The following is a 16,454-nucleotide window of genomic DNA, read 5'->3' on the forward strand; positions in this document are numbered from 1 at the left end:
TGCAAAAACCCCGCCCACCCAGCGCGACATCGCAAAGGCGGCCGGTGGGTTTTATAAATCAGTGCGCTGCCGCGTAGCGCAGGCATCCTTGCCTGCCGTCGAAACCGAAGGCGCGAAGCGCCGCTGACTTTCTCTCTTCAGAAAAAGAATGCGCGCTGCGCGCGATAAAGTAACGACGGCAGGCAAAGATGCCTGCACTACGGCGCGCTGCCGCGCGAGGGGTTGTCGGCCATTCCGGAAGAACTGGCCGGACGTTGAGATTATTCGGGCAGCTTCAGCAAACCCGGGTCCGCCGCCAGTTGATCCACGAGTTTGTTGTCAATGCAGGCGCGGATGACCTGGTTTTTCGGGAGATCCCGGCCGGCCTGTTCGAGCGTTTCCCGCGCGGCTTTATTGTCGCCCAATGATACAAGCAGGCGGATCTGATCGATGCGGATGTCGATGTCCTCGGGATTTTGCTTGATGAGCCGCTGGCATGCCTCGACGGCTTGTTGGCATGCCTTGCGGGCCTCCTTGTTTTTGCCAAGACGCAGGCGCACGTTCGCGAGATCGGCCCAATAATCATAGGCGTCGGGGTTGAATCCGAGCGCCTCGACCAGCAGGGTTTCGGCTTTGCCGATGTCGTTGAACTGGATTTCGGCGCGGGCCTTGGCGGCCCGGGCGTCGGCCTCGGCGCGATCGAGGTTGGTGATTTCGCGCGATTTTGAGCACGCGCCGAGAAACACGGCGAGCACGATGGCAAGAATGGGGACAACCCGGGTTTGCATGGAAAAACGCACATCCTGTGCGAAGCCCCGCCCGCGTTGCAATCCAAAGTAAGGCATGCCCGCGGGGCGGGGTTCTGCGCAAAGTGATGGCGGTTGCAGTCGGGCATGCGCGCCGCTCCCGGGTGTGTCGATGCGCTTTCAAAAGCTGCCGGCGGCTCCTTTCCTTGAATGAAACAATACGCTTTCAATCGCGTTTCCCGGATTTAAATTTGCGCCGATGACCATCAAGGAATTTTTCAAAAACGACCGCTATGCGGCCCTCTCCGGCGTCGAGCTGCTGGAGGCGGCGCCGGGCGCGGCCAAGGCGAGGATGGAGGTCCGGGACATGCACCTCAATGCCGGCAATGTGGTGCAGGGCGGTGCGATTTTCACCCTGGCCGATCTGACCTTCGGCGCCGCAGTCAACGCCTACGGCAACTGGGCCGTGTCCGTCGAAACCAGCATCCGCTATTTCCAAGGCGTGTCCACCGGCACGCTCTTCGCCGAGGCCCGCGCCGTGCATGTCCATCGCAAACTGGCGACTTTCGAGGTGACCGTGACCAATGAAAAGGAGGAGTTGATCGCCCTGTTCACCGCCACGGCCTACCGGAAGAAAAACGTTCTTCCGTTTGCGTGAAACCGCGTCTCACGCCAGCACTTCGCGCAGCGCGGCGAGCACGGCGGTGTTTTGCGCCTCGGTGCCGATGGTGATCCGTATCCAATCGGGCAGTTTGTAGCCGTCCATCGGGCGGACGATGATTTTGCGTTTTTGCAGGGTGTTGAAGACCTCGCGGCCGCGGCCGGTTTTCACCAAGATGAAATTGGCGAACGAAGGCACGTATTCCAGGCCGCCGGCGATTTGCGGGAGGTTTTTCTCAAAAAAACGCAGGCCGGCGAAGTTGACGCGGCTCGAGTCGGCGAGGTGCGCGTCGTCGTCGAGCGCGGCGGCGGCGGCGGCGGCGGACATGGCGCCGACGTTGAAAGGCTGCCGGACGCGGTTGAGCGCGGCGATGATGCGCTCGTGCCCGATGGCGTAGCCGATGCGCAGGCCGGCGAGGCCGTAGATTTTGGAAAACGTTCGCAGCAGCAGCACGTTTTCGCGGCCGGCACGGACGTGCTTCAGGAGGTCGGCGCGCATGGCGTCGGGCGGGTATTCGAAGTAGGCTTCGTCGAACACGGCGAGGACATGCGGCGGGACTTTTTCGATGAAGCGGTCGAGCGCGTCGGGGGCAAGGGCGGTGCCGGTGGGGTTGTTCGGGTTGCAGACGACGATGAGGCGCGTCTCCGGCGTGATGGCGGCGATCATGGCGTCGAGGTCATGGCCGAAGTTTTTCATGGGCGCGACGATGGCGCGGGAGTTGAAGAGCGCGGCGACGAGGCGGTAGACGGCGAAGGAGCCGTCGCTGACGACCATGTTGGTTTGCGGCGAGAGGAAGATGTGGCCGAGGAACTCGATCAGCTCGTTGCTGCCGGCGCCGAAGGCGAGGTTGCCGGCGCCGGTGCCGAGCCTGGCGGCGAGTTTCGTCTTCAGGTAAAAGCAGCCGCCGTCGGGGTAGCGGTGCATCTCACGCGCGGCGGCGGTCATGGCGGCGACGGCCTTGGGCGAGGGGCCGAGTTCGTTTTCGTTCGACGCGACCTTGATGATTTCGTCGAGGTTGAAGCCGAGTTCGCGCGCGACTTCCTCAATCGGGCGGCCGGGCTCATACACGGGCAGGTTTTCAATCCAAGGGTTGGGTGTCATTTTTGTTTTTCCGAATAAAATTCCTCCGCGGAGATGACGCCGGCGCCGGCGGTGCGGAGCGCGGCGGCGGCGGCGGCGGGGTCGTCGAAACAGATCACGATCATTGCCTTGTTGCCGGTGCCGCGGGCGAAGGCATACATGTATTCGACGCTGAGGCCGGCGCCGGCGGCGGTGCGAAGGACGGCCTCAAGGCCGCCGGGTTCGTCGGCGACCTCGATGGCGAGCACGTCGGTGGCCTTGACGGTGAAGCCGGCGCGTTCGAGGATGTCCTTGGCCTCGCGCCATTCGCGGATGATGAGGCGGATGATGCCGAACTCGGTGGTGTCGGCGAGCGTCATGGTGACGATGTTGATGCCGGCGCCGGCGAGGGCGCGGCAGACTTGGCCGAGATGGCCGGGGCGGTTTTCGAGGAAGACCGAGAGTTGCCGGATGTTATTCATGGTGTTTCTTCTCCCTCGTGGCGGCGGTCGATCACGCGTTTGGCCTTGCCCTCGCTGCGGGCGATGGTGTGCGGCTCGGCGAGGACGACGGGGATGCGCAGGCCGGTGGTGTGCTCGACGGCGTGGGCGAGGCGGCGGCGCATGGCCTCCAGCTCGCTGACGCGGTCGCTGAACATTTCCTTGGTGACCTCGACGCTGACCTCCATCTGGTCGAGGCCGCCCTTGCGGGTGAGGATGATCTGGTAGTGGGGCAGGGCTTTTTCGACGGAGAGGAGGGCGGCTTCGATTTGCGAGGGGAAGACGTTCACGCCGCGGATGATCATCATGTCGTCGCAGCGGGAGCGGATGCGGCGGATGCGGCGGAGGGTGCGCCCGCAGGCGCAGCGCCCGGGGATGATGGAGGTGATATCGTGCGTGCGGTAGCGGATCATCGGGAACGCCTTTTTCGTGAGCGTGGTGATGACCAGCTCGCCCTCGGCGCCGTCGGGCAGGACGGCGCCGGTGTCGGGGTCGACGATTTCCATGAGGAAGTGGTCCTCGAAGATGTGCATGCCGTTTTGCTCGGAGCACTCGATGCCGACGCCGGGGCCGATGATTTCGGACAGGCCGTAGATGTCGTGGGCGCGGATGCCGGACTCCCGCTGGATGTAGGCGCGCATGGCGTCGGACCACGGCTCGGCGCCGAAGACGCCGACGCGGAGCTTGAGTTCGGAGAAGGAGGTGCCGGATTCCTTGATGTGCTCGATGAGGTGGACGAAGTAGGACGGGGTGCAGCAAATCGCGGTGACGCCAAAATCTTTCAGCACCATCATTTGCCGCTCGGTGTTGCCGCCGGAGATGGGGATGACGGTGGCGCCGAGGCGCTCGCCGCCGCCGTGCGCGCCGAGGCCGCCGGTGAACAGTCCGTAGCCGTAGGCGTTCTGGAGCACGTCGTCGCCGCACATGCCGGCCATGACGAACGAGCGCAGCATGACCTCGCTCCACACGCCGAGGTCCTCCCGCGTGTAGCCGACGACAATGGGCTTGCCGGTGGTGCCGCTGGAGGCGTGGATGCGCACGACGTTGCCCATCGGCTCGGCGAAGAGTCCGTAGGGGTAGGTGTCGCGCAGGTCGTTCTTGTCGGTGAAGGGGAGCTTGGCGAGGTCGTCAAGCGAGCGCACGTCGTCGGGCGTGAGGCCACGCTCGTCCATGCGCCGGCGGAAGAGCGCGACGCGCTCGTGGCAGCGGCGGACGGTTTCCTGCAGGCGCGCGAGCTGGAGGGCGTGCAGGGCGTCCGGCTCCATGTAGTCGGGCGCGCATTCGGGGCGGAGGTCGTGCTTCATCGGGCGTGGCTCCTTCCCAGCTCAAACGCGGAGAGGTTGGCGTCGAGCAGCTTTGCGGGAAACGTGTCGCGGATGACGGCGCGCCAGTCCTCCGCCGGCACGTCGGCGAATTCGCGGCTGAGCATCCCGATCATGGCGGAGTTGAGCGCGCGCTTGTTGGCCAGCGCCGACTGGTCGAGCGTCGAGGCGCGGAGGATGACGGTGCGCGGCGAGCAGTCCGCCTCGTAGAGCGGGAGCTGGTCGTCCTGGAAGAGCACCAAAAAATCCGTCCCGCCCGCGGGAATCATCGGGCTGAAGACTTTTTCGCCGGCGCGCACGTCGCTGCAAACCGAGCCGCCGCGCTGGCTCATGCCGTGGACCTCGGCTTTTTTCACGTCCAGCCCGCGCCGGAAAAACACCTCGGCGAGGATCCGCGTGGCGGTGAGCACGCCCATGCCGCCGAGTCCGGCGATTTTCACGTTGACCATTTGGGTTTTCATTTTTTTTCGCCTCCCGCCGCCTTCGCGGCTGCCACGGCGGCGAGCACGCAGGGCCGCCGCGAGACAAAGACCGCGAGTTGTTCCTTTTCGAGCGCGTCGCGCACCGCGGCCTCGAATGCCTCCTCGTCACGCAACGGGTCGAACGTCTCCACGCGCGGAATGTTCATCGCGCGCGCGATTTTTTCGTAGTCAATCTTGCCGGCCGGGCTGCCATCGAGGTGCCTGCCGGTGCCGGGGTGGTGCTGCTGGCCGGTCATCGCGGTGGTCGCGTTGTCGAGGATGACGAGCACGTGGCCGGTGGGCGGCGTGTTGTAGGCCATCTCGGCCAGGCCGGTCAGCCCGCTGTGGAAAAATGTGCTGTCGCCGATCACGCTCACCACGCGCCGCGCCTCCTCGCGCGGCAGCGTGTGCCGCAGGCCGAGGCCGACGCCGATGCCCGCGCCCATGCAGATTTGCGTGTGCAGCGCGGAGAGTGGCGGCGTGGCCGCGAGCGTGTAGCAGCCGATGTCGCCCGCGACGAAGCAGCCGAGTTTCTTGAGCGAGGCAAACGTGCGCGAGTGCGGGCAGCCCGCGCAAAGCTGCGGCGGCACGGCGCGCGGCGGCGGCGGCTCCGGCGTGGCGTCGCCGGCGAGGAGGCGGCGCACCCGCGCGACGTTCAGCTCGCCGAAGCGGAACAGCTCCGGCGCGCCCTCGATTTTGCCGCCGGCGGCGCGGATGGCGTCGGCCAGCACCGGGTCGTTCTCCTCGATCACAAACGCGCGCGCCGCCGAGCGGACGAACGCAAGCACGGCGTTCATCGGCGGCGGATAAACCATGCCAATCTTGAAAAACGCGGCCTCCGGCGCGGCTTCGCGCGCGTATTGAAACGACGAGCCGGCGGTGACGATGCCCAGTGGCGCGGCCTTCCCGGCACCGTTGTCGCCGTCGCCGCCGAGGCGCAGATTCGGCCCCTCGGCCTCGTTCCACGCGGCGATTTCCGCGAGCTTGGCGCGCAACCGCTGGTGCGCCGGGCGCGCATGGCCGGGCACCATCACGTGGCGCGAAATGTCCGCCGGCGGCTTCAGCTCCTCCGGCGCCGGCGCCTCCGTCGGCGCGCGCGGCACGACGACGGAGCCGGAATGGCAGACGCGCGTCGTGAGCTTGAGCAGCACCGGGATGTGCCAGCGTCGCGAAAGCTCGAACGCCAGCCGTGTGAAATCGTAGGCGTCCTGCGAGTCCGACGGCTCCAGCAACGGCACCCCGGCGGCCACCGCGTAGCGGCGCGAGTCCTGCTCGTTCTGGCTCGACGCCATGCCCGGGTCGTCGGCGACCACGAACACCAGCGCGCCGTCCACCCCGCTGTAGGCGGCGGTGAAAAGCACGTCGGAGGCGACATTGAGGCCGACATGCTTCATGGTGACGAACGCGCCGGCGCCGGCGAACGCGACGCCGAGCGCGACCTCGGCGGCGACCTTTTCGTTTGGCGCCCATTCCGCCGGGCCGCCGAGCCGGTTGAACTCATCCAAAATCTCGCTCGAAGGCGTCCCGGGGTAGCCGGTGCCGCGCGCCGCGCCCGCGTGCCGGGCGCCGAGCGCCACGGCCTCGTTGCCCATGAGGAAATGCCGCGGCACCGGCGCGGACTTCTGATACAAAGGGGTTTCCATGATAAACGTTCCATTTTGAAGGGTACAATCCCCAGCGACGCAACCCCGAATAACCGGGGCCGGAATCTTTGGGCGGCGACTCAAAATGATGTCACCCCGCGGAACCTTTCCGGTTCTTCGCTATTTGGAACGGCTGTTTTCACGGCAAGGACGCAGAACCGGGTCACAGCATGCACAGAGCTCCGACACGGAGTTCAGGGAGGTTTATGATATCTCCAAACGAAAGTTATATTTTGGGTAGGGCGAGGCGTCCCGCCGAGCCGCGGGCGACCAACGGCTCGGCGGGACGCCTCGCCCTACCTTGATAAGTCTATAACTTACTATGTAACAATATCTTTTGAAATTTCATTTGCATGGCAGGCTGTCGCTTCGTTCGAAACTCCTCCTGACAGACATCGGAAGCTGCCGGCAGTTTTTGAAAATTCATCGACGCGGCGCAGGGCAGCGCGTTGGACGCGTCGCCGACTTCGCCTCATGGCTGCGATAGCCGCTTCGCGACGGCTCATTGCCGGCGTTTGTCCATGATCACGCGCTGGCCAGGCGGTTGGCGGTGTTGAGGTGGTCGGCGCCGGTGTATTTCTCGGATTGCTCGTCGGCGTGGTAGCTGGAGCGCACCAGCGGGCCGCTTTCGATCACGCCGATGCCGAGCGCGAGGCCGGACTTTTTCCAGTGCGCAAACTCCTCCGGCGGCACCCAGCGTTTCACGGGCCAGTGCTTGGGCGTGGGCTGGAGATACTGGCCGATGGTGACGATGTCGGTGCGGTCGTCGGCGATGTCGCGGAGGGTCTGCTCGATCTCGTGCCGCTCCTCGCCGAGGCCGAGCATGATGCCGGTCTTGGTGGTGAAGCCGCGGGCTTTCGCGTGGCGGAGGACGGAGCGGGAGCGGTCGTAGCGGGCCTGCACGCGCACGGGTTTTTGCAGGCGTTCGACGGTCTCCATGTTGTGATTGAAAATGTCGGGGCGCGCGTCGAGGACGGTGTCAACGTGCTCCATGTTGCCCTTGAAGTCGGGGACGAGGACTTCGATGGCGGTGCGGGGGTTGCGGTAGCGGATGGCGCGGATGGTGGCGGCCCACACGGAGGCGCCGCCGTCGAGCAGTTCGTCGCGGGCGACCGAGGTGATGACGCAATGGCGCAGGCCCATCCGGGCGACGGATTCGGCGACGCGCGCGGGTTCGCCGAGATCGAGTTCGGTGGGGCGTCCGGTGGCGATGGCGCAGAAGTTGCACGAGCGGGTGCAGATGTTGCCGAGGATCATCACGGTGGCGGTGCCGCGGGTCCAGCATTCGCCGAGGTTCGGGCACTGCGCGCTCTGGCAGACGGTGTGGAGGTGCTGGTTGTCCACGAGTTTGCGCACGGCGGCGTAACCGGTGCCGGTGGGAAGCTTGGCGCGGAGCCAGGAGGGTTTGCGCGTGGTGTCGGTGTCGGGCATGGGCGGAGGAGAAGTATCAAGTAACAAGTCGCAAGTAACAAGATGGATGTGTGCGCGAAACGCCTATCCGGCCTGGTCGTGCCAGCGCGGCCAGAGTTGCCAGAATTCGTCGTGGAGGACGCGTTTCACTTCGTCGGGGTCCACGTAGCGGCCGAACTCGGATTGCATGGAGGTCACGGTGCCGTCGCTGGCGGCGATGCCGCAGGGGACGATGCCGCCGAAGTGGCCGAGGTTGACGTTTACGTTGAGGGCGAAGCCGTGGTAGGCGACCCAGCGGCGGACGGCCACGCCGATGGCGGCGACCTTGCGCGGGCCGAGCCAGATGCCGGTCTTGCCGGGGCGGCGCGCGGCGGCGAGGCCGAGGTTGCCGAGGGTGTTGATCAGGACTTGCTCGAGGAGGCGCAGGTAGGCGTGCAGGTCCTTGCGCGGCGCGAGGGAGACGACGGGGTAGCCGACGATCTGCCCGGGGCCATGGTAGGTGATGTCGCCGCCGCGGTTGGTGCGGATGACTTCGACGCCTTCGGCGCGGAGCCGGGCTTCGTCCCAAAGGAGGTTGCCTTCGGCGCCGCCGCGCATGCCGATGGTGAAAACGGGGTCGTGCTCGGTGAGGACGAGCGTGTCGGTGATGCGGTTCTCGATGCGTTGCGTGACGAGTTCGTCCTGCATGCGCCAGGCGGCGTCATAACGCGTGCGGCCCCAGTCCAGCGTGACGGGCTCCGGCGCGGGGAACCCGGGCGCGGGCGGTGGCGTCGGGAGGACGGTGAGGTGCGGCGGCGGCGTTGGCGACTGCGCGGGCATGGGGCGGGAGTGTCGCAGGTTTGCGCGGCGGCGCAATCCCTCACGGCGTCGCGGCGGGGCGAATCACAAATTTTTGAGTAACACCAATTCCGAATGAAATTCACTCTTCTGGGTAGGGCGAGGCGTCCCCGCCGAGCCGTGGACCAGCAACGGCTCGGCGGGGACGCCTCGCCCTACCTAAAGTCTAAAAATGCTTCGAAGTATTTCCTGATGCAAAATTCAAGGCGCAAAAAAGCCCGGCTTCGTTGCCGAAGCCGGGCTTGGAAAAGAGGCGGGCGTAAAATTACGCCGAAGCTCGTCCTTAGCCGATCTTGACCAGAAGGGCTCCTTCCTCGACGCCGTCGCCGATGTTGGCGTGGGTGGAGAGGACTTTGCCGGCGACCGAGGCATAGATGTAGGTGTTCATCTTCATGGCCTCGATGGTCGCGACCTGGCCGCCTTCGGCCACGGTGTCGCCGACTTTCACGTCGATGGAGACGACTTTGCCGGCCAGCGGGCTGACGACGTCGCCGGCTCCGGCGGGAGCGGCGGGCTTGGGCGCCGCGGGGGCGGGCGCGGCGGGAGCAGGGGCGGCGACGCTGGCGCTGCGCACGGGGGCGGCGACAGGAGCCGCGGGAGCGGCGGCGGGGGTGCCTTCGTCGAGCATCTCGACGAGAACTTCATAGGCTTTACCTTCAACGGTGACGCGCAGTTTCTTCATAATGATGTGATCAGTTTTGGCTAAAATTAATTGAGTGGCTGGTTGGAGTTTTGCTTGGGTCGGGAAAACAGGGCTTAGCGGAACGAATGATGGGAAGTGTAAATCTGCCGCCGGCCTTCCAGCGCCCACATTTGCTGGAAGATATGAATGCCGGGGACGGGAAGCACGGATTTGACACGGGCACCGGGACCAAAAACACAGGAAATCGTGGCGGCGATGGCGACCATGATTTCAGGGTTTGGGTGATCGTTGGCGAGTGGATTTTTTTGCGGGATTGCAGCGGTCATGGGTGATTTACGAATTACGATTTGCGATTTACGATTTGAAGCTTCGCTTTCCTTTTTCGGGGCGGCTGTTTTCAATCGTAAATCGTAGCTCGTAATTTGTCCTTTTTAGAGCGGGATGTTGCCGTGCTTCTTGGGCGGGCGGGTTTCGCGCTTGCTGAGGGTGGCGCGGAGGGCCATGGCGAGCTTGGCGCGGGTCTCGGCGGGCTCGATGACGTCGGTGATCATCGCCTTGCTCGCGGCCTCGTAGGGGGAGGCGAACTTTTCGCGATACACCTCGGCGAGTTCCCTGGCCTTGGCGGCGGAGTCGGAGGCGGTCTCGATTTCCTTCTTGTAGAGGACCGCGACCGCGCCTTCCGCGCCCATGACGGCGATGTTGGCGGTGGGCCAGGCGAAGACCATGTCGGCGCCCATGTCGCGGGAGCACATGGCGAGGAAGGCGCCGCCGTAGGCCTTGCGCATGATGACGGTGATTTTCGGGACGGTGGCGGCGGCGTAGGCGAAGAGCATTTTCGCGCCGTGGCGGATGATGCCGCCCTGCTCCTGCTTGAGGCCGGGCATGAAGCCGGGGACGTCGACGAGGTTGACGATGGGGATGTTGAAGATGTTGGCGAAGCGGATGAAGCGGGCGGCCTTGTCAGAGGCGTCGATGTCGAGGCAGCCGGCCTTGAAGGCGGGCTGGTTGGCGATGATGCCCACGACGATGCCCTGGATGCGACCGTAGCCGATGACGATGTTTTTGGCGAAATCGCGCTGGACCTCGAGGAAGTCGGCGTTGTCCACGAGGCGGTTGATGACTTGGTGGACGTCGAAGGCGTCTTTCGGGTCGGAGGGGACGAGGTTGTTCATCTCCGGGTCCGGCGAGAGGTCGAGGGTGGGGGCCGCCTGGTGCGGGGGGTCCATGACGTTGTTCGACGGGAGGAAGGAGAAGAGTTTCTTCGTGATCTCGAAGGCGTGCTTGGAGTTTTCGGCAACGAAGTGGATGTTGCCGCTGATGGAGGCGTGGGCGGTGGCGGTGGCGAATTGCTCGAGCTTGGGGTCTTCGCCGGTGGCGGCCTTGATGACGTTGGGGCCGCAGATGAACATCTGGGCGTTCTCCTTGTTCATGATGATGAAGTCGGTCAGCGCGGGCGAGTAGGCCGCGCCGCCCGCGCAGGGGCCGGCGATGATCGAGATTTGCGGGACCACGCCGGAGAGGAGGACGTTGCGGAAGAAGATCTGGCCGTAGCCGGAGAGGGAGTCGTCGCCTTCCTGGATGCGCGCGCCGCCGGAGTCGTTGATGCCGATGACGGGCATGCCGGACTGCTGGGCGTAGTCGAGGAGGTCGCAGATTTTGCGGGCATGCATCTTGCCGAGGGCGCCGCCGCCGACGGTGAAGTCCTGCGCGAAGGCGGCCGCGGGGCGGCCGTCCACGTAGCCGATGGCGGTGATGACGCCGTCGCCGGGCATGGACTTGGTGTCCATGCCGAATTCGTGGCAGTCGTGCTGCACGTGCATGCCGAATTCCATGTACTGGCCGTGGTCGAAGAGGGCTTCGAGGCGTTCGCGGGCGTTGAGCTGGCCCTTTTTCTTGCGGGCGGCGAGTTTGTCGGCTCCGCCGGCGAGGAGTGCGATTTTGCGCTTTTCTTCGAGTTGTTTGAGGAGTGCGGGCGATATGGGCATGATTGGAAACGGTGGCGGTTTGGGAGGGACGGATAAGTGGCTGGGTGGCGGAAAAAAGGCGACGCGCACCAGGCGGGGCCGGGTGCGCGTCGGAAAGGGCTTAGTGTTTCTTGGCGCAGAGTTCGGTGAGGACGCCGTAGGTCGATTTGGGGTGGAGGAAGGCCACCTGCATCTCGTGCGCGCCGTTGACGGGCGTCTCGTTGATCAGGGCCACGCCGGCGCCCTTGGCGGTGGCGAGCTGGCCCGTGATGTCGTCGGTGCCGAAGGCGACGTGGTGGATGCCGCCCTTGGGGTTTTTCTCCAGAAACTTGGCGATGGGGCTGTCGGGCGAGGTGGGTTCGAGGAGCTCGATGTGCGTCTGGCCCACGGTAAAGAAGGCGGTGCGCACTTTCTGGGAAGGGACCTCCTCGCGGTGCTCGCACTTCAGGCCGAGGGCCTTCTCGTAATAACTCACTGTTTCGTCGAGCGAGTGAACTGCGATGCCCAAGTGATCGATTTTGGTAATCATGATTTGAATGAAAATGAAAAACTAGCCATTAAGCGGGGTTAATTCGCAAGGGAAAAGATTATGAGCAAATTTACTTGCCCCGCTCCGCATCATTTGGCGAAGGGTAAGCCTTCTTTGACAAAATCTGCGGAGTAAGAACGTTAAAAGATAGATAACCTCGCGGGTTTCCGCAACCCGGATCAGTCCAAAGTCCACATCTCTATGAGCACCACCGATACCCAATCCGTCCCACAAGCATCCCTCGATGCCGCGCGCGCCGCCTATGCCGGCTGGCGCAAGGTCGTCGAGGCCGAGCTGAAGGGCGTCCCGTTTGAAAAAAAGCTGGTCACGCGCACCGCCGAAGGCATTGCGCTGCAACCGGTTTACACGCGTGCCGACACCGCCGGGCTGCCCAATCTCGACAGCGCGCCGGGCGCAGCGCCGTTCCTGCGCGGCGCCAGCCGGAAGGGCTATCATGAGGCCCTGTGGGCTTTCGCCCAGGAGCTGGGTTTTGGCGGCGCGGCCGAGTTTAACGCCGCCCTCCTCTCCGACCTCCAGCGCGGCCAGAACAGCGTCGCCCTCTCGCTCGACCGCGCCGGACGCGCCGGGCTCGACCCGGATGCCGCCGCCGCCGATGTCGGGGCCGACGGCCTGTCCGTCGCCGACCTGGCCGACCTTTCCGCCGCCCTCGACAAGGTCGAGCTTACCGCCGTGCCCGTGCACATCCGCGCCGGCGCGACCGCGCTGCCCCTCGCCGGCCTCCTCGCCGCCCTGGCCCAAAAGCGCGGCATCGACCTCGGGAAAATCAACGGCTCCCTGACCGCCGACCCGCTCGGCGAACTCGCCGCCCGCGGCGCGCTCCCCGCCGGCATCGACGCCCTCTACGACGACTTGGCCGTCTGGACGACCTGGGCGGAGAAAAACGCCCCCGGCCTCGCCACCGTCGGCGTGGACGCGTCCGTGTGGCTCGACGGCGGCGGCAACGCCGTGCAGGACCTCGCCTTCGCGCTCGCCGCCGGGGTCGAATACGTGCGCGCCCTTGGCCGGCGCGGCCTCACCCCCGCGCAAGTCGCCTCGCGCCTCCGCTTCACCTTCGCCGTCGGCCCGCAATTCTTCATGGAGACCGCGAAGTTCCGCGCCTTCCGCCTGCTCTGGACGCGCGCCGCGACCGCCTTCGGCCTCGAGCCCGGGCAAACCCCGGTCAAGCTCCACGCCCGCACCGCCCGCTGGAACAAGACCGTGCTCGACATCAACGTCAACATGCTGCGCACCACCACCGAGGCGCTCTCCGCCGTGCTCGGCGGCGTCGACAGCCTCCACATCGCCCCCTACGACGAGGTCATGGGCGCGCCCGACGAATTCTCTCGCCGCATCTCGCGCAACATCCACACCCTCCTCTCCGAGGAATTCCACTTCACCGCCCCCAACGACCCCGCCGGCGGCTCCTTCTACATCGAGAAGCTCACCGACGAACTCGCCCGCAAGGCTTGGTCGCTCTTTCAGGAGGTCGAGAAACAAGGCGGCTTCCTCGCCGCGCTCAAGGCCGGCTTCCCGCAAGCCCAGGTCGCCGAGACCGCGAAGGGCAAATTCGACGGGCTCGACAAGCGCCGCATCGGCCTCGTCGGCACCAACCTTTTCCCCAACCTCAAGGAAAAGACCCCGCCCGCGCGCCCGTCCGCCACGCCGGAATTCGCCGCCGCCCGCGCCCAGGCCGTCAAGGCCCGCCGCTCCGCCACGATGACCCTGCGCCTGAAATTCACCAACTTCATCCTCGAAAAGACCCATCACGCCGAGAAGGAGTTCGACGCCGCCGTCCACGCCGCCGCGCAGGGCGCCACCATCGGGCAGCTCTTCGCCGCCATCCACTCCGGCGGCCAGCCGGACGCCGCCGTGACGCCCGTCACGCCGCACCGCGCCTCCGAAGGCTACGAAGCCCTCCGCGCCGCCTCCGCCGCCTACGCCGCGAAACACGGCGCGCGCCCGAAGGTCTTTGTCGCGAAGATGGGCCCCGTGCTCCAGCACAAGGCCCGCACCGACTTCACCGCCGGCTTCTTCGCCACGGGCGGCTTCGAGATGATCGCCAAGGAAGCCTTCGAGACCGCCGAGGCCGCCGCCCAGGCCGCCGTCGCCTCCGGCGCCCCCATCGCCGTGCTCGCCTCCACCGACGACACCTACCCGGTGCTCGCCCCCGCCTTTGCCAAGGCCGTGAAGGCCGCCAAGCCCGCCGTCAAGGTCATCCTCGCCGGCGCGCCCGCCGACGATGCCCTGATGGCCGCCTACAAGGAGGCCGGCTTCGACGACTTCATTCACATCCGCGCCAACGTCCGCGGCATGCTGGCAACCTTCCTCAAACAACTCGGCGCCCTCTGAGCCGCCCCCGGCGCCGGCGCGCGACCCGCGGTTTTTCCAAAAAACACCGCCCGACGCGCCCCCGGCGCCGTTCCCTCCTCCTCTTAATTCTTAACTCTTAATTCTTAATTTTTCCGCCATGAGCACTCAGTCTCCCGACTTCACCAAACTCGCCTACGACTCGTTCGAGTTTCCCGCCAGCGGCAAACCCGCCGCCGACACCGTCGAACTCACCGACGAACAAATCCCCGTCAAGGCCAACTACACCGCCGCCGACCTCGCCGGCTGCGCCACCCTCGACACCATGCCCGGCATCGCCCCCTTCACCCGCGGGCCCTACGCCACCATGTATGTCGCCAAGCCCTGGACCGTGCGCCAATACGCCGGCTTCTCCACCGCCGAGGAGTCCAACGCCTTCTACCGCCGCAACATCGCCGCCGGCCAGCAGGGCCTCTCCGTGGCCTTCGACCTCGCCACCCACCGCGGCTACGACTCTGACCACCCCCGCGTCGTCGGCGATGTCGGCAAGGCCGGCGTCGCGGTCGATTCCGTCCTCGACATGCAGACCCTCTTCTCGGGCATCCCCCTCGACAAGGTCTCCGTCTCCATGACCATGAACGGCGCCGTTCTCCCCGTCATGGCCTTCTACATCTGCGCCGCCCTCGAGCAGGGCGTAAAACTGGAGCAGCTCTCCGGCACCATCCAGAACGACATCCTGAAGGAGTTCATGGTGCGCAACACCTACATCTACCCGCCCACGCCCTCGATGAAGATCATCGCGGACATCTTCGAGTTCACCTCGCAAAAGATGCCCAAGTTCAACTCCATCTCCATCTCGGGCTACCACATGCAGGAGGCGGGCGCCACCGCCGACCTCGAGCTCGCCTACACCCTCGCCGACGGCCTCGACTACATCCGCACCGGCGTGAAGTCCGGCCTCGACGTCGACGCCTTCGCCCCGCGCCTCTCCTTCTTCTGGGCCATCGGCAAAAACTTCTTCATGGAAATCGCGAAGATGCGCGCCGGCCGCACCCTCTGGGACCGCATCGTCTCGCAATTCAACCCGAAGAACCCGAAGTCCCGCGCCCTCCGCACCCACTCGCAGACCTCCGGCTGGTCGCTCACCGAACAGGACCCCTTCAACAACGTCGGCCGCACCTGCCTCGAGGCCCTCGCCTCCACCCTCGGCCACACCCAGTCCCTCCACACCAACGCGCTCGACGAGGCCATCGCCCTCCCGACCGACTTCTCCGCCCGCATCGCCCGCAACACCCAGCTCTTCCTCCAAAACGAGACCGGCATCTGCAACGTCGTCGATCCCTTCGCCGGCTCCTACTACGTCGAGGCCCTCACCCGCGAGCTCACCGAGAAAGCCTGGGCCCACATCGAGGAGGTCGAGAAACTCGGCGGCATGACCAAGGCCATCGAGGCCGGCCTCCCCAAGCTCCGCATCGAGGAAGCCGCCGCCCGCCGCCAGGCCAAGATCGACTCCGGCAAGGAGACCATCACCGGCCTCAACAAATACCGCATGGAAAAAGAGGATCCGCTCGAAATCCTCGAAGTGGACAACACCGTCGTCCGCGAGGCCCAGATCAAGCGCCTCAAGGAACTGCGCGCCACCCGCGACGGCGCCAAGGCGCAGGCCGCCCTCGCCGCCCTCACCGAGTGCGCCGCCACCGGCAAGGGCAACCTCCTCGAACTCGCCGTCGCCGCCGCGCAGGCCCGCGCCTCGCTCGGCGAGATCAGCGACGCCCTCGAAAGCAAATTCGGCCGCTACCAGGCCACCATCCGCAGCATCTCAGGAGTCTATCGCATGGCATACGGAGACAATTCGGACATCAACGAAGTCCACACCCTCGTCAAAAAGTTCGAGGAGCGCGAAGGCCGCCGCCCCCGCATCCTCATCGCCAAGCTCGGGCAGGACGGCCACGACCGCGGCGCGAAGGTGGTCGCCACCGCGATGGCCGACCTCGGCTTCGACGTGGACATCGGCGCCCTGTTCCAGACCCCGGAGGAGGCGGCCCAGCAAGCCGTGGAAAACGACGTGCACGTGGTGGCGATGAGTTCCCTCGCCGCCGGCCACAAGACCCTCCTTCCTCAACTCGTCGCCGAACTCAAAAAACGCGGCCGCGAGGACATCCTGGTCATCTGCGGCGGCGTGATCCCCGCGCAGGACTACGACTACCTCCTGAAGAACGGCGCCAGCGCCATCTTCGGCCCCGGCACCGTGATCCCGAAGAGCACCAGAAAAATCCTAGAGCTGCTGCTGGAAAGACTATGAGGATTGAAAAATCCTCCGTTTTGGGGTTTCGTTTCGACGAAACCCCAAAACGGAATTCGAACAGCAAATTCACGATTTCCGACCAATTTAA

Annotated in this window: 15 protein-coding genes; 3 read left to right on the forward strand and 12 right to left on the reverse strand. The window is 65.5% G+C overall.

Annotated features, from left to right (window positions below; all coding sequences use genetic code 11):
* Positions 1-260: 260 nt before the first annotated feature.
* A complete protein-coding gene (locus tag OH491_RS11250; protein WP_068771322.1) occupies positions 261-767 on the reverse strand; it encodes a tetratricopeptide repeat protein in 507 nt (168 codons plus the stop codon).
* Positions 768-984: 217 nt separating this feature from the next.
* Here OH491_RS11250 and OH491_RS11255 point away from each other — a divergent pair, with 217 nt between their 5' ends.
* Positions 985-1,383 carry a PaaI family thioesterase gene (locus OH491_RS11255; RefSeq protein ID WP_068771321.1) on the forward strand — a complete coding sequence of 133 codons (399 nt, stop codon included), beginning with the start codon at positions 985-987 and terminating at the stop codon, positions 1,381-1,383.
* A 9-nt stretch (positions 1,384-1,392) separates the two neighbouring features.
* Here the strand turns inward: OH491_RS11255 and hisC are convergent, their stop codons facing one another.
* From hisC to mce, 11 genes are all read right to left on the reverse strand, one after another.
* Entirely contained in the window at positions 1,393-2,487 is a 1,095-nt protein-coding gene (hisC, locus tag OH491_RS11260) for a histidinol-phosphate transaminase (protein ID WP_068771320.1), read from the reverse strand.
* A complete protein-coding gene (locus OH491_RS11265; protein ID WP_068771319.1) occupies positions 2,484-2,927 on the reverse strand; it encodes an ACT domain-containing protein in 444 nt (147 codons plus the stop codon). Before OH491_RS11265 ends, hisC begins: the two co-directional genes overlap by 4 nt.
* Positions 2,924-4,249, reverse strand: coding sequence for a phenylacetate--CoA ligase family protein (locus OH491_RS11270; RefSeq protein WP_068771318.1), 1,326 nt, complete (start codon positions 4,247-4,249; stop codon positions 2,924-2,926). Before OH491_RS11270 ends, OH491_RS11265 begins: the two co-directional genes overlap by 4 nt.
* On the reverse strand, positions 4,246-4,728 hold the full coding sequence (locus tag OH491_RS11275; protein ID WP_068771317.1) for a 2-oxoacid:acceptor oxidoreductase family protein: 483 nt from the start codon (positions 4,726-4,728) through the stop codon (positions 4,246-4,248). Before OH491_RS11275 ends, OH491_RS11270 begins: the two co-directional genes overlap by 4 nt.
* A complete protein-coding gene (locus tag OH491_RS11280) occupies positions 4,725-6,371 on the reverse strand; it encodes a thiamine pyrophosphate-dependent enzyme (protein ID WP_068771316.1) in 1,647 nt (548 codons plus the stop codon). The genes OH491_RS11275 and OH491_RS11280 overlap by 4 nt, the downstream gene beginning before the upstream one ends.
* Positions 6,372-6,896: 525 nt before the next feature.
* On the reverse strand, positions 6,897-7,802 hold the full coding sequence (lipA, locus tag OH491_RS11285) for a lipoyl synthase (protein WP_068771315.1): 906 nt from the start codon (positions 7,800-7,802) through the stop codon (positions 6,897-6,899).
* A gap of 63 nt (positions 7,803-7,865) precedes the next feature.
* The gene (gene lipB / locus OH491_RS11290; RefSeq protein WP_084442369.1) at positions 7,866-8,600 is read right to left on the reverse strand and encodes a lipoyl(octanoyl) transferase LipB; all 735 of its coding nucleotides are present in this window, start codon (positions 8,598-8,600) and stop codon (positions 7,866-7,868) included.
* Positions 8,601-8,901: 301 nt separating this feature from the next.
* Positions 8,902-9,300, reverse strand: coding sequence for a biotin/lipoyl-containing protein (locus OH491_RS11295; protein ID WP_334319463.1), 399 nt, complete (start codon positions 9,298-9,300; stop codon positions 8,902-8,904).
* Between the two features lie 74 nt (positions 9,301-9,374).
* Positions 9,375-9,662 (reverse strand): hypothetical protein, encoded by a 288-nt coding sequence (locus tag OH491_RS11300; protein ID WP_145928911.1) that lies wholly within the window; start codon positions 9,660-9,662, stop codon positions 9,375-9,377.
* 30 nt (positions 9,663-9,692) lie between these two features.
* Entirely contained in the window at positions 9,693-11,246 is a 1,554-nt protein-coding gene (locus tag OH491_RS11305; RefSeq protein WP_068771314.1) for an acyl-CoA carboxylase subunit beta, read from the reverse strand.
* Between the two features lie 100 nt (positions 11,247-11,346).
* Positions 11,347-11,754 carry a methylmalonyl-CoA epimerase gene (mce, locus tag OH491_RS11310; protein WP_084442368.1) on the reverse strand — a complete coding sequence of 136 codons (408 nt, stop codon included), beginning with the start codon at positions 11,752-11,754 and terminating at the stop codon, positions 11,347-11,349.
* 201 nt (positions 11,755-11,955) lie between these two features.
* Here mce and OH491_RS11315 point away from each other — a divergent pair, with 201 nt between their 5' ends.
* Positions 11,956-14,103 carry an acyl-CoA mutase large subunit family protein gene (locus OH491_RS11315; RefSeq protein ID WP_068771312.1) on the forward strand — a complete coding sequence of 716 codons (2,148 nt, stop codon included), beginning with the start codon at positions 11,956-11,958 and terminating at the stop codon, positions 14,101-14,103.
* A 118-nt stretch (positions 14,104-14,221) separates the two neighbouring features.
* Positions 14,222-16,363, forward strand: coding sequence for a methylmalonyl-CoA mutase (gene scpA / locus OH491_RS11320; protein WP_068771311.1), 2,142 nt, complete (start codon positions 14,222-14,224; stop codon positions 16,361-16,363).
* The last annotated feature ends 91 nt before the right edge of the window (positions 16,364-16,454 follow it).

Origin of the sequence: Termitidicoccus mucosus (genome assembly GCF_038725785.1) — a bacterium.
Classification (GTDB): Bacteria; Verrucomicrobiota; Verrucomicrobiia; order Opitutales; family Opitutaceae; genus Termitidicoccus; species Termitidicoccus mucosus.